A 13,350-nucleotide genomic window follows, 5' to 3' on the forward strand; every position below is an offset into this window, starting at 1 on the left:
TTCGTGAGTACCGCCCTGCCGCCGTCCGAGATGCCGCCAGTGCGCCTCTATCCGCTGGGCGATGCGGCCGTGGTGGTGGAATTTGGCGGCGGTATCAGTCCGGCCACGCACCGGGCCATTGCGGGCTTTAGTGGCCGGCTGGCCCGGCAGCCATTTGTGGGCCTGCGCGAGGTGGTGCCCGCTTTCACCACGCTCACCGTGTATTACGACCCGTGGCTGGTGAGCGAAAACGGCCAATACGCGCCGCATGCGCGAGTAGTGGAACAACTGAAAAAGCTACTGGCCGCTGCCGAAGAATCCGAAGCCGCTACCAAAACCGAAATCGTAGAAATCCCGGTGTGCTACGGCGGCGCGTTCGGGCCGGATTTGGAGTTCGTGGCTGCCCACACCGGGCTTTCGGTGGCCGAAGTCATCGCCCGGCACACTGCCCCGGACTACCTGGTGCATATGATTGGCTTCGCGCCCGGCTTCCCATATCTCGGCGGAATGGATGAGCGGCTGGCCACGCCGCGCCGGCCGGAACCGCGCCCGCTGGTGCCGGCCGGCACGGTGGGCATCGCGGGGCCGCAAACGGGGATTTACTCGCTGCCCACACCGGGTGGCTGGCAGCTCATCGGGCGCACGCCGTTGCGGCTGTTCAATCCGGAATGGGCTGCGCCCAGCCGGCTTCGGGCGGGCCAACGACTGCGCTTCGTGGCCATTTTGGAGGCGGAGTTTGTGGAAATTCAGCAGCAAGAGCTTCAGCCATGAGCCTGCGCATCCTCCGTCCCGGTCTGCTGACTACCGTGCAGGACCTCGGCCGTTTCGGCTACCAGCAGGATGGCATCATCGTGAGCGGCGCGGCTGATGCGCTGGCCCTGCGCGTGGCCAACCTGCTGGTGGGAAATGAAGAACCGGTTGCCGGCCTCGAAATAACCCTACTCGGGCCGAGAATACGCTTTGAAGCCGACCACCTCATCGCCCTCACCGGGGCGCACCTCTCCCCCACCCTCAACGGTCAGTCGATGGGCCGGAACCGCGCCATTTGGGTGGCGGCGGGTGCGGAGCTGGCATTTGGACCGGCGGTGGCGGGGTGCAGGGCGTATCTGGCGGTGGCGGGCGGCGTGGCCGTGCCGCTGGTGCTGGGCAGCCGCTCCACGTATCTGCGGGCTGGCTTTGGCGGGCTGAATGGCCGGGCCTTGCGGGCCGGTGATGAGCTGCCAATTGGCGAGCCTTCTGCTACCAGCGCGGCAATTCGGGCCGCCCTTTTCAATAGCCAGAAAAACTGGGTTCAAGCCCGTTTCACGCCCGGCCCAGGCCTCTGCCCCGCGCCCCGGCCGGAGCCGGTTATCCGCGCCTTGCGCGGGCCGGAATACGCGCAGTTTTCAGCCGAAAGCCAGCAGGCGTTCTGGTGCCAGCCATTCACCATCAGCACCGAGGCCGACCGCATGGGCTGCCGCCTGCAAGGGCCGGGCCTTAAGCGACTCGAAACCACGGAGCTGCTGTCGAGCGCCGTCACGTTCGGGACGGTGCAGGTGCCGGCCGGCGGGCAACCCATCGCGCTGCTGGCCGACCACCAGACCACCGGCGGCTACCCGCGAATCGCGCAGGTGATTTCAGCCGATTTTGCGGCGCTGGCGCAGGTGCGGCCGGGCCAGCGGCTGCGGTTTCAGGAAGTGATGCTGGCCGAGGCGCAGGCGCTGTACCTTGCGCAGGAAGCGCGGGTACGCGGGCTGCGGCGCGGGATTGCCACGGTTTTTAGAAGCTGAAGGGCTTTAGCTTCCTAAAGCCGGAACGTCATGCTGAGCGTAGCCGAAGCATCTCTACCTCAATACTAACCCAATCGGCTCAACGAAGCGGTAGAGGTGCTTCGGCTGCGCTCAGCATGACGGACTTTCGTGATGTTCTTTTACGCCAAATCTATCAATCCCTATATGCCCCCAACCCACTCCGTTGACCTGAACTGCGACATGGGCGAAAGCTTCGGAGCCTGGACGCTGGGCAACGATGCCGCGCTCATGCCCTTCATCACCTCGGCCAACATTGCCTGCGGCTACCACGCCGGCGACCCCGCCGTGATGAAGCAAACCGTGCGCGCCGCCCTGAAGCATAACGTGGCCCTCGGAGCCCACCCCGGCCTGCCCGATTTGGTGGGCTTCGGCCGGCGCAACATGGATATTTCGGCCGAGGAAGCGTTTGATATGACCGTGTACCAGTTGGGCGCGCTGCATGCCGTAGCGAAGGCAGAGGGCGGCCAGCTCCACCACCTCAAGCCCCACGGCGCGCTCTACAACATGGCCGCCACCAACGCCGCCCTCGCCACGGCCATCGCCGAAGCCGTTTACAAGGTGCAGCCCGAAATGGTGCTCTACGGCCTGGCCGGCTCCGAGCTCACCAAGGCCGGCGAGAAAATCGGCCTAAAAACTGCTCACGAAGTCTTCGCCGACCGCACTTACCAGGCCAACGGCACCCTCACCCCGCGCCGCCAGCCCGATGCCCTCATCACCAGTGCCGACGCGGCCATTGCCCAGGTGCTGCGCATGGTGCAGGGCGGCGGCGTGCGCACCCAGCAGGGCACCGACGTGGCCATTCGGGCCGATACCGTGTGCCTGCACGGCGACGGCACCCACGCCCTCGAATTCGCCCAGCGCCTGAACAAGGAATTGCGCGCCGCCGGCGTGCAGCTGCAAGCCACCGCCCCCAGAAGCGCCCGATGAAGCCGAAGTTTCGCGCATTCGGCGGGGCCAGCCTGGGGGCGGCCTTTCTGATGGCAAATTCGTCCATCGGCCCGGGCTTTCTCACCCAGACCACGGTGTTCACCCAGCAGCTGCTCACCAGCTTCGGGTTTGTCATTCTGATTTCGGTGGTGCTCGATATCGGGGCGCAGCTCAACACCTGGCGCATCCTCACGGTGAGCGAGTTGCGGGCCCAGGATTTGGCCAACCGGCTGCTGCCGGGGCTGGGTTATTTTCTAGCGGGCATGGTTATTCTGGGCGGCTTCGCCTTCAATATCGGCAACATTGCGGGCTGCGGGCTGGGGCTGAATGTGCTCACCGGAATGTCCTTTGAGCAAGGCGCGATAATTAGCTGCGGGGTGGCGCTGCTGCTGTTTTGGGTGCGCGAAATCGGGAAGATGCTGGACGGGTTTACCAAGATTCTCGGCACCGTCAAGATTCTGCTCACGCTGGGCATTGCCTTCAGCGCGCACCCGCCCCTATTGCAGGCGCTGCACCACACGCTGCTGCCCGTCAAAATCAGCGCCGCCGCCATTGTCACCATCGTGGGCGGCACGGTGGGCGGCTACATCACGTTTTCGGGCGCGCACCGGCTGCTTGATGCCGGGATTAAAGGACTTGGCAGCCAGTCGGAAGTGACGCGCAGCGCCGTCAGCGGCATTGTCATTTCCACCATCATGCGGTTTGTGCTATTCCTGGCAATTGTGGGCGTGCTCAGCCACGGGGCCATTCTGGAAAAAGACAACCCGGCTGCGGGCGTGTTCCGCTCGGCGGCGGGCGAGGTGGGCTTTCGGGTGTTCGGGGTAATTTTGTGGAGCGCGGCCATTTCGTCGGTGGTGGGCGCGGCCTACACGTCGGTGTCGTTTTTCAAGACCTTCCACCCGGTTTTTGCGCGGTATGAGCGGGCTTGCATTTCGATATTCATCATCTTATCAACCAGCATTTTTGTCTTCATCGGCAAGCCTACGCAGCTGCTCATTTTCGCCGGGGTCATCAACGGGCTGATTCTGCCCATCGCGCTGGGCATTGTGCTGGTAGCCGCCACCAGCCGCCGCCTGATGGGCACCTACCACCACCCCCGCTGGATGCTGGCCGCCGGCTGGGTGGTGGTGCTGGTGATGGGCGGCCTGAGCGTGCCCGTGCTGGTGGAGCAGGTAGGCGGGTTGCTGCGGTGAGTGGTGGGTGAAAAGAACGTCATGCTGAGCGCAGACGAAGCATCTCGCGTGTGGTAGTAACTCAATCGATTGGTTTACTTCGGCACGCGAGATGCCTCGGCTCCGCTCGGCATGACGGCCTTATTTCGTTTAAATTTTCACCCATGCCCACCCCCAACCCCTTCCACCGCGAAACCCTGCTCCAGCAACTCACCGCCACTCCAACCTGGGACCTCATCGTCATCGGTGGGGGCGCTACGGGGCTGGGCGTGGCGCTGGATGGCCTCAGCCGGGGCTACCAAACGCTGCTGCTGGAGCAGGCCGATTTTGCCAAGGGCACCAGCAGCCGCAGCACCAAGCTGGTGCACGGCGGCGTGCGCTACCTCGCGCAGGGCGATATCGGACTGGTGCGCGAGGCCCTGCACGAGCGGGGCCTGCTGCTGCAAAACGCTCCGCACCTGTGCCATAATCAGGCTTTTATTATTCCGAATTACACCTGGTGGGGCGGCCCGTTCTACACCATCGGCCTGAAGCTGTACGACCTGCTGGCGGGCCACCTGAGCCTGGGCGCATCCACCCACCTCAGCCGGACCGAAACGCTGCGCCAGCTGCCCGGCCTACGCCCGGCCAACCTGCGCGGCGGCGTACTCTACCACGACGGCCAGTTCGACGATGCCCGCCTGGCCGTGAACCTGGCCCAGACCTGCATAGAAGGCGGAGGCACGGCGCTCAACTACTTTCCGGTGCGCGGCTTGCTGAAAGATGCCCAGGGCCACGTGGCCGGCGTGCGCGCCACCGACCAGGAAACCGGGCAGGAATATGAGATAAAGGCGAAAACCGTAGTGAATGCCACCGGCATTTTCGTGGATGAAATCCGGCTGCTTGACGAGCCGCAAGCCGCGCCGCTGTTACAGCCCAGCCAGGGCGTACACCTGGTGCTGGACCAGTCGTTTCTGCCCGGCGCGGCGGCCCTGATGATTCCGCACACCGACGACGGCCGGGTATTATTCGCCGTGCCGTGGCTGGGCCGCATCGTACTGGGTACCACCGATACGCCCGTGCCCACCGCCAGCCTGGAGCCCCGCGCCCAAGAGGCCGAAATTGACTTCCTGCTGCGCACCGCCGCACAGTATCTCACCCGTGCCCCCACCCGCGCCGACGTGCTCAGCATCTTCGTAGGACTGCGCCCGCTGGCGGCAGCCACGGCGGGCTCGAATAAAACAAAGGAGATTTCGCGTAAAACAAAGGAGATTTCGCGCCGCCACAAAATCGTGGCTTCAGCCAGCGGCCTCATCACCATCACCGGCGGCAAGTGGACCACCTACCGCCGCATGGGCCAGGATACTATTGACCAGGCCATTGCCCTGGGCCGGCTGCCGCCTGCCGCCAGTCAGACGGAACATCTGGCCATCCACGGGGCCGGCGCACTGGCTGAAAAAGCGCCCTCACCGGCTCATTTGGCCGCCTACGGCAGCGACCAGCCGGCCCTGCGCCAACTCATTGCAGACGTGCCCGCACTGGGCGCAAAGCTGGATGCGCAGTTTGAATTTCTGCAAGCCGAAGTGGTGTGGGCCGCCCGCCACGAGCTGGCCCGCACCGTGGAGGACGTGCTGGCCCGGCGCGTGCGCCTGCTGTTTCTGGACGCGGCGGCCGCCCGGCGCGCGGCCCCCACCGTGGCCGCTCTGCTAGCCGGGGAATTGGGCCATGATACCGCCTGGCAGGCCCGGCAGGTGACAGCGTTTGCAGAGTTGGCGCGGGGCTACCAGTTGGCCAGCTAGCCTGGGGCAGTAGGCAGTGGCCCAGGCAACACGATTATTTTAGGAATCAAAACGGGCTCAGCGAGTTAAACCAGCGCGTTTTCCCTACATTAGCCCGGCCTTTTTACGGATAATCGCATGAGCACCTCTACGGAAACTTCCACTACGCCCGCCCCCGGCCTCACTAGTCTTGACCTGGCCCCGGTGCCTTTTGCCGAGCGCACTTGGGGCACGGGGCACTACGCCGCGCTCTGGATTAGCATGAGCCTGTGTATTCCGACCTATATGCTGGCCAGCTCGCTCATCGAGGGCGGTATGAACTGGTGGCAGGCGCTGCTCACCATCTTCCTCGGCAATACCATTGTGCTGGCCCCCATGCTACTCAATGGCCGGGCCGGGGCGCGCTACGGCATCCCGTTCCCGGTGCTGGCCCGCGCCAGTTTCGGGGTGCGCGGGGCCAATGTACCGGCCCTGCTCCGGGCCATCATCGCCTGCGGCTGGTTCGGGATTCAGACCTGGATTGGGGGCTACGCGCTGTATCAGATGGCCGTGCTGTGGATTCCTTCACTGGGCACGCTGCCGGCCATTTTCCCGGCCAGCTGGGCGCTGGCCACAGGGCCGGCGCTGGTATTTCTGCTGTTTTGGGCCTTGAATATGTACGTGGTGTACCTCGGGGTCGAAAGCATTCGCAAGCTGTTGGTTTTTAAAGCATTTTTCCTGCCACTGGCGGCGCTGGCGCTGCTGTGGTGGGCCATATCAGCCGGGCATGGGCTGGGACCGATTTTGGCGCAGCCGAGCAAATTCACGTCCAGCGCGGCGTTCTGGGCGTTTTTCTTTCCCTCGCTCACGGGCATGGTTGGGTTCTGGGCCACGCTGTCGCTGAATATTCCCGATTTCACGCGCTACGCCGTGAGCCAGCGGGCGCAGCAGCTGGGGCAGGCGCTGGCGCTGCCCGCGTCCATGACCTTGTTCTCGTTCGTGGGCGTGGTCGTGACTTCGGCCACGTTCATCATCTACGGCAAAACCATCTGGGACCCGGTGGTGCTGGCCGGGCGCTTCGACAGCAAGCTGCTGGTGAGCTTCGCCATGATTGCCGTGGCCCTGAGCACGCTGGCCACCAACATCGCGGCCAATATCGTGAGCCCGGCCAACGACTTCGCCAACTTCTCGCCCGAGCGCATCAGCTTCAAGGCCGGTGGCTACATCACCGGTGTGCTGGGCGTACTGATATTTCCCTGGAAGCTGATTGCCGACCCGTCGGGCTACATTTTCACCTGGTTGGTGGGCTACTCGGGACTGCTGGGGCCCATCGGCGGCATCATGATTGTTGATTATTACCTCATCCGCCGCCAGCAGCTCGACGTGCCCGATTTGTACCAGTACCACGGCCGTTACGCCTACCGCGGCGGCTTCAATCCGGCTGCGATTATCGCCCTCATCATCGGGGTGCTGCCCAACGTGCCGGGCTTCCTCACGGCCATCGGCGTGCTGGACAAGGGGACGGTGTGGCCGGCGCTGGTGGCGGTGTATAACTACGCTTGGTTCGTGGGTTTCGCGGTGTCGGGGCTGGTTTATTTGCTGCTGATGCGCGGGCAAACGGCAGCCTAGCCTGCAAGTCGAGCAGTAGATGCCGTTCCATACGCTTCCTCCACTGCGGTATAGCGGTTGAGATGGCCTTAATACCGGCTTGCCGATGGTAGAGGCGGAATGCCGGGCGCTACTATCTTGCGCCCCCTTCCCTCCGCTTCCTTCCATTCATGAAAGCAAACTTTCTACTGCTGTGCGCGGCGTTGCTGGCATCTTCCTGTCAGAAAAACGAACACCCCACCCCTACTCCCGGAGCTGAAGACCCTGATTGGGTGAAGCTGCGAATTCCAACGCCTTGGGACGGCGACGAGGCCTACTCGGTTATCGGCGACCTCGACAAAACCCTGCTGGTAGCCACTACCGAGCGGCTGAGCGCCACTTCCGACCAGGGCAAAACCTGGCGGACATTGAAAGTATTCAGCCGGCCTACTTATGGCTTGCTGCTGCGCAACGACACCCTGTTTGCGCTTAGTGCCCGCGCTACTACCCCGCAGGGCCAGTCCGTGGCCACGGTAGCCGACCAGTTCAGCACGGACTTTGGACAGACTTGGGCCTACCCCGTCGATGCCAACTACTACCGGCTCCGGGCCATTTCCCAGCCGTTTGGGCAGGTGGGCGCGGTGGGCATCAGCTACGAAATCCGAGAAAATGCGGTGCCAATATCCGGCCAAGCTAATTCCACGGCGCTGCTGGCTACCGATTTGCTGCGTACCGATGCGGCTGGCCAGGTGCAAACCCTGCGCCTGCCCGCCCGGCACTACCTCAAAAACCTCGCCCTCGATGCGCAGCACCGCCTGTACGTAACCGCCTCCGGCCTGCGCTTCGATGACCGCACGGGCACTGTGTACGACCCGGCAAAGTCAGAAAAATCGGCTGTTGTGTACGTTTCCCGGCGGCCATTGCCTTAGCGCTACTCCATCGGCACGTTGCAAACCGCTCTTTTCCAAATCAGTAGCTGGGGTACGGTTCAGCACGGGCTGGCATCGATGAACGGTTATTGTACTGCCGCCCCCGGAATTCCCGTATGACGGCTGGTACAACCCGATTCTGAAAATGAACAAGCCTGCTACTGCTACCTCCCATTCCGGCTTCGTGCGCGTGCGCGGTGCCCGCGAGCACAACCTCAAAAATATCGATGTCGACATTCCGCGCGATGCGCTGGTGGTGTTCACCGGCGTGTCGGGCTCGGGCAAGTCGAGCCTGGCGTTTGGCACGCTCTACGCCGAGGCCCAGCGGCGCTATCTTGAATCGGTGTCGCCGTATGCGCGGCGGCTGTTTCACCAGATGGCCGTGCCCGAGGTGACGGCCATTGACGGGCTGCCGCCGGCCGTGGCCCTGCAGCAGCAGCGCGGCGCGCCCAGCACTCGCTCGTCGGTGGGCTCGGTCACCACGCTCTCCAACCTGCTGCGGATGCTGTACTCGCGGGCCGGCGACTACCCGGCCGGCCAGGGCATTATCTACGCCGAAGCCTTTTCGCCCAACACCGCCGAGGGGGCCTGCCCCACCTGCCACGGCCTGGGCCGCGTGTACGAAGTGACGGAGCAAAGCATGGTACCCGACCCCACACTCACCATTCGGGAGCGGGCCATTGCGGCCTGGCCCCAGGCCTGGGGCGGCCAGAACCAGCGCGACATCCTCGTGAGCATGGGCTTTGATGTGGACACGCCCTGGCAGGATTTGCCCCAGAAGGACCGCGACTGGATACTCTTCACCGAGGAGCAGCCCGTGCTGCCGGTGTACCCCGGCTACTCGCCCGAACAAACCCAGCGCGCCATCAAGCGCCGCGAGCCGCCGAACTACATGGGCACCTTCACGGGCGTGAAAAAGTACGTGCTGCACACCTTCGCCACCACCCAAAGCGCCCTGATGAAGAAGCGCGTGGCCCAGCACATGCTGGGCTCCGACTGCCCCACCTGCCACGGCAAGCGCCTGCGCCGGGAGTCGCTGTCGGTGAAGTTTGCCGGGCTGGATATTGCCCAGATGTCGCGCCTGCCCCTTAAGCGGCTGGCGACGCTGCTGCAACCCTTCGCCGAAGGCAAAGCCGGGAAGCAGAAGCACGATGTGGAGCACCCGGAGCAGGCCATCGTGGCCCGGCGCATTGCCGAGGATTTGGCGGCGCGCCTCACCGTGCTGCTCGATTTGGGGCTGGGCTATTTGTCGCTGGAGCGCGGTACGCCCACGCTTTCGCCCGGGGAGTTGCAGCGCCTGCGGCTGGCCACGCAGCTGTATTCCAACTTATTCGGCGTGGTGTACGTGCTCGATGAGCCCAGCGCCGGCCTGCACCCGGCCGATACCGAGGCGTTGCTCACGGCGCTGGACGGCCTGAAAAGCGCGGGCAACTCGCTGTTTGTGGTGGAACACGATTTGGACGTAATCCGCCAGGCTGATTGGCTGGTGGACGTGGGCCCGGCCGCCGGCGAGAAGGGCGGTGAAATCCTCTACAGCGGCCCGCCCGAAGGCCTACGGCTCGTTCTCGAATCGCAGACGCGGCAGTTCCTCTTCGATGCTCCCGCCCTGCCCGAAACGCCCCCCCGCACCCCCACCGGCTGGCTGAAACTGGCCGGCGTGACCCGCAACAACCTCGAAAACCTCGCTGTGGAATTTCCGCTGGGCGTGTTCACCACCGTCACGGGCGTGTCGGGCTCGGGCAAATCCAGCCTCGTGAGCCAGGTTTTGGTGGAGTTGGTGGCCGAAAGCCTGGGCCAGAATATCGAAGCCGAAGAAGAGGAAACCGACCCGCTGGCCGCGCCCGCGCCAGCCACACTCGGCGGCCACATCACCGCCGGTCTGGACAAAATCAAGCGGCTGGTACGCGTCGACCAGAAGCCCATCGGCCGTACGCCGCGCTCCAACATGGCCACCTACACCGGCCTGTTCGACCACGTGCGCAAGCTGTTCGCCGCCACGCCCGAGGCCAAAAAGCGCCGCTACGATGCCGGCCGCTTCTCCTTCAACGTAGCCAAAGGGCGCTGCGAAAACTGCTCCGGCGAAGGCTTCGTGATGGTCGAGCTGCTCTTCCTACCCAGCGTGTACGCACCTTGCCCGGTCTGCCACGGCGCGCGCTACAACGCCAAAACCCTCGAAGTGCAGTACCACAACCGCAACATCGCCGAAGTGCTGGGCCTGACCGTGGACGACGCTTGGGAATTCTTCGCCAACGAGCCCGCCATCCACCGCGCCCTCACGGTGCTGCGCGAGGTGGGCCTGGGCTACCTGCGCCTCGGCCAGCCCGCCACTGAGCTAAGCGGCGGCGAGGCCCAGCGCATCAAGCTTGCCACCGAGCTCCAACACATTGGCCGCGGCAACACGCTCTATGTATTGGATGAGCCCACCACAGGCCTGCACCCTTCCGACATCGAAAAGCTGATGCTGCAACTGGAAGGCCTGGTAGCTGCCGGCAATACCGTCATCGTGGTGGAGCACGACATGCGCGTGGTGGCCGGCTCCGATTGGGTAATTGATATCGGCCCCGGCGCGGGCGAGGACGGTGGGCGCGTGGTGGCAGCTGGCCCGCCGGCCGAGGTGGCGCTGGTGAAAGCCAGCCGAACTGCGCCATATCTGAGGCGCTTTCTGGCAGAAGCTCTCTGAACAGCGGGCAAAGAAAAAGGCCGTTTCCACATTGGAAACGGCCTTTTATGTAGCGGGGACTGGAATGCAACCTGCATTTCCACCCCGACTGCAAGCGAGTGGAAAAGCAGCTCAAACACGCTTTAAACGGCTTTCTACAATTCCACTTGTCGGGCTGAATCAATCTAAACACGGTTAAGATCTCCTAGTGTGTACCCTTGCGTGTACCCCGATAAGGGTACACGCCCTATATTTATAGCGGCAACCACAGACACTCGCAATGGCAACCGTATCGTTTCACCTGAAAGAGCCCGGGGTAGACCGCCCCACGGCCATTTATGCCCTGCTGACCATTGACCGACGGCACCGCATCAAGGTCTACACCGGCCGCAGCATCCACCCCGACAAGTGGGTAAAGGCCGAACAGCGGGCACAAGTGCGCGGCAAGGGCAACGAGCTAAACGGGCTGCTGAACGATGCGCTGAACGATATGGAAAAGCAGTTGCTTTTAACCCATGCCGAAAGCCTAGCCACCGGCACCTTGCCCACGGCCGCTGCCCTACGCGAAGCCGCCGCCCCCGAACGCCCCGACGAGCCCGCACCCGTTCCGGTTGGCGGGTTGTTCTGGCAACGGTACGAAGAATGGGTAGCCTACACCCGCGCCGCCGGCACTGTTCGCACCGCACAAGCCCACGCCACCGCCGGGCGGCACCTTCGGGAATTCAGCGAGGCGCAAGGGTATGCAATCGACTTTGAAACCCTTACCCCTACCGTGGGCGATAGATGGGCCGCCTATTTGCTGAACGTGGCCGGGCTTACCGACAACACCATCAACAAGCATTTGGGCCGCCTCAAATCGTTTATGAAGTGGGCAGCCAGACGGGGCTACACTGACAACGCCGCGCTAACACAAGTGACCTGGGCGCGGCGTGAGCCCGATGTAATGGCCCTGAGCGCGGCCGAGTTGACGGCCCTCGAATCCTTGCCGCTTGCCGTGGGCTCCCGCCTCGAAAAGGCCCGCGCCTGGTTTCTGTTGGCTTGTTACAGCGGCTTGCGATACTCCGACCTCGTGAGCATTAAGCCTCAACACCTACGGCCCGCCACGGCCACGCTTCCGGCTCACTTGCGCCTGACCGCAAAGAAAACCCGCGCCGTGGTGAACGTGCCGCTGAGCGCCCGCGCCCTCGAAATCGTAACCCGCCTGCTGGCCGGTGAACTTGCCACAGTGAAGAATGGGCCGATTACCAACCCTGTCCTAAACCGCTTCCTGAAAGAATTGGGCAAGCTGGCCGGCATTGATTCGCCCATTGAGGTAATCCGGTACCGGGGCGGTATTGCCGATGTAACCACGGCCCCGAAGTACGAGCGCCTGACCGTACACACCGCCCGCCGAACCTTCGTAACCCTGAATCTAGGCAAGGGTATGAGCGCCGAGTTTGTAATGAAGCTGACCGGCCACACCTCTTACAAATCCTTTCAGCGTTACGTGAACCTCACGCCCCAGCGAGTAGCCGAAGAATTTGCCCGTTTCCATGAAATGCCCGAACAGGCTCAATAATTGTCATACAAATCACTGTATAACTGACAGATATGTACGGATATTATGAAGGTTTAAGGGAAATGGCCCGGCATCCCAGCTTCTTTACGGACGCGATGCGCGAAGAACTGTCACTGTTGCGGCAACAGTTAGAAGATGGAACGGATGATGAGAACTTCCCGTGGGAAAGGCACGACAGTTTACTACTACGGCAAAGGCTTTCTAACCTACCCGAACACTTTAAAAGCCTTGCTTTAGAACGCCTAAGAGAGTTGGTAAAGCTTAAGAGTGAAAATTACACCGAGATAGCGCGGGCGCTCACTATCCCGGTGACTCCAGCCAACGCCAGCAGGCTCGCAAATCGCCTAGAAGGCTTGAAGCAAACAAGGGATAGGCTGGATAATGCGCTTAAAACCCACAAGCAACTTGAAGAATTAGAAAAGGAATTGTTTGTACCAGAATTGGCTTCGGCCTCCCCTGGAAAAAGCCCCGCGCCTGCTTCCAACCCAGCCCGAACTACAATAGAAGAACTTTGCATAGCTCCTTTTACAAAATCAGACCTAGACCAATTATTGCAGCAGCTTCGGCTTATTGACTCGCAAAACAACTGCTTAACAAACAATCTTGAAGGCAAAGCAGCAGGATTGCGAAGCAAGTTCACGGCTGTCTACAGGGTTCTACAGCGGGCACGTCTAATGGATTCCACGGCCAACGATGCAGAATGGGCTAATGCTTTTCGGAGCGCATATCATGCAGAAATTGGTGAAGCGGCCCAGAAACACGAACTGACCGCCCACGGCCACGCTGCCTCAACGTCTTCGCAGCCTTTCAAAAAAGGAGTGGCCGAGGTTACTACCTGGGTGAGTAATTGGCGCGAAAATCAATCCTAAAAAGGCTTGCGGCACCATCTATTGCCCCCTATTGCCTGCTAATACAAGGCTTTTTCATTAGCAGGCAATAGGGGCTTTTGCTTTGTAAAACTCGACCGGCGCACTCCCCGGCGAACACATACAAATGCAGGCAATTATCCCTGT

10 protein-coding genes are annotated in these 13,350 nt (G+C 62.5%); all 10 read left to right on the plus strand.

The features are described 5' to 3' along the window. Positions 1-3 precede the first annotated feature (3 nt). The 10 genes from pxpB (at position 4) to AAFH49_RS18440 (ending at position 13,206) form a co-directional block, all read left to right on the plus strand. Positions 4-750, plus strand: coding sequence for a 5-oxoprolinase subunit PxpB (gene pxpB / locus AAFH49_RS18395; RefSeq protein WP_342300485.1), 747 nt, complete (start codon positions 4-6; stop codon positions 748-750). After that, positions 747-1,748: a 5-oxoprolinase subunit C family protein gene (locus tag AAFH49_RS18400; protein WP_342300487.1), complete on the plus strand. Its 1,002-nt coding sequence runs from the start codon at positions 747-749 to the stop codon at positions 1,746-1,748. Before pxpB ends, AAFH49_RS18400 begins: the two co-directional genes overlap by 4 nt. Positions 1,749-1,913: 165 nt before the next feature. After that, positions 1,914-2,696: a LamB/YcsF family protein gene (locus AAFH49_RS18405; RefSeq protein ID WP_342300489.1), complete on the plus strand. Its 783-nt coding sequence runs from the start codon at positions 1,914-1,916 to the stop codon at positions 2,694-2,696. Continuing rightward, positions 2,693-3,889, plus strand: coding sequence for an NRAMP family divalent metal transporter (locus AAFH49_RS18410; protein ID WP_342300491.1), 1,197 nt, complete (start codon positions 2,693-2,695; stop codon positions 3,887-3,889). Before AAFH49_RS18405 ends, AAFH49_RS18410 begins: the two co-directional genes overlap by 4 nt. A gap of 143 nt (positions 3,890-4,032) precedes the next feature. Continuing rightward, positions 4,033-5,646, plus strand: a complete 1,614-nt coding sequence (locus tag AAFH49_RS18415) for a glycerol-3-phosphate dehydrogenase/oxidase (protein ID WP_342300492.1) — start codon at positions 4,033-4,035, stop codon at positions 5,644-5,646. Positions 5,647-5,763: 117 nt separating this feature from the next. Further along, the gene (locus tag AAFH49_RS18420; protein WP_342300494.1) at positions 5,764-7,233 is read left to right on the plus strand and encodes an NCS1 family nucleobase:cation symporter-1; all 1,470 of its coding nucleotides are present in this window, start codon (positions 5,764-5,766) and stop codon (positions 7,231-7,233) included. A 149-nt stretch (positions 7,234-7,382) separates the two neighbouring features. Then, complete coding sequence (locus AAFH49_RS18425; protein WP_342300495.1) at positions 7,383-8,120, plus strand: hypothetical protein; 738 nt, start codon at positions 7,383-7,385, stop codon at positions 8,118-8,120. Positions 8,121-8,265: 145 nt separating this feature from the next. Then, entirely contained in the window at positions 8,266-10,800 is a 2,535-nt protein-coding gene (gene uvrA / locus AAFH49_RS18430) for an excinuclease ABC subunit UvrA (RefSeq protein WP_342300496.1), read from the plus strand. A 259-nt stretch (positions 10,801-11,059) separates the two neighbouring features. Next, positions 11,060-12,337 (plus strand): tyrosine-type recombinase/integrase, encoded by a 1,278-nt coding sequence (locus tag AAFH49_RS18435; protein ID WP_342300497.1) that lies wholly within the window; start codon positions 11,060-11,062, stop codon positions 12,335-12,337. A gap of 32 nt (positions 12,338-12,369) precedes the next feature. Continuing rightward, positions 12,370-13,206 (plus strand): hypothetical protein, encoded by an 837-nt coding sequence (locus AAFH49_RS18440; protein WP_342300498.1) that lies wholly within the window; start codon positions 12,370-12,372, stop codon positions 13,204-13,206. Positions 13,207-13,350: the final 144 nt, after the last annotated feature.

Source organism: Hymenobacter segetis (genome assembly GCF_038448715.1).
In the GTDB taxonomy this organism is placed as follows: Bacteria; Bacteroidota; Bacteroidia; order Cytophagales; family Hymenobacteraceae; genus Hymenobacter; species Hymenobacter segetis.

Excerpts from the sequence above, each read along its gene's own strand:
- AAFH49_RS18400 (WP_342300487.1), top strand. The coding sequence starts at position 747 with ATGAGCCTGCGCATCCTCCGTCCCGGTCTGCTGACTACCGTGCAGGAC.
- AAFH49_RS18405 (WP_342300489.1), top strand. The coding sequence starts at position 1,914 with ATGCCCCCAACCCACTCCGTTGACCTGAACTGCGACATGGGCGAAAGC.
- AAFH49_RS18410 (WP_342300491.1), top strand. The coding sequence starts at position 2,693 with ATGAAGCCGAAGTTTCGCGCATTCGGCGGGGCCAGCCTGGGGGCGGCC.
- AAFH49_RS18415 (WP_342300492.1), top strand. The coding sequence starts at position 4,033 with ATGCCCACCCCCAACCCCTTCCACCGCGAAACCCTGCTCCAGCAACTC.
- AAFH49_RS18420 (WP_342300494.1), top strand. The coding sequence starts at position 5,764 with ATGAGCACCTCTACGGAAACTTCCACTACGCCCGCCCCCGGCCTCACT.
- AAFH49_RS18425 (WP_342300495.1), top strand. The coding sequence starts at position 7,383 with ATGAAAGCAAACTTTCTACTGCTGTGCGCGGCGTTGCTGGCATCTTCC.
- uvrA (WP_342300496.1), top strand. The coding sequence starts at position 8,266 with ATGAACAAGCCTGCTACTGCTACCTCCCATTCCGGCTTCGTGCGCGTG.
- AAFH49_RS18435 (WP_342300497.1), top strand. The coding sequence starts at position 11,060 with ATGGCAACCGTATCGTTTCACCTGAAAGAGCCCGGGGTAGACCGCCCC.
- AAFH49_RS18440 (WP_342300498.1), top strand. The coding sequence starts at position 12,370 with ATGTACGGATATTATGAAGGTTTAAGGGAAATGGCCCGGCATCCCAGC.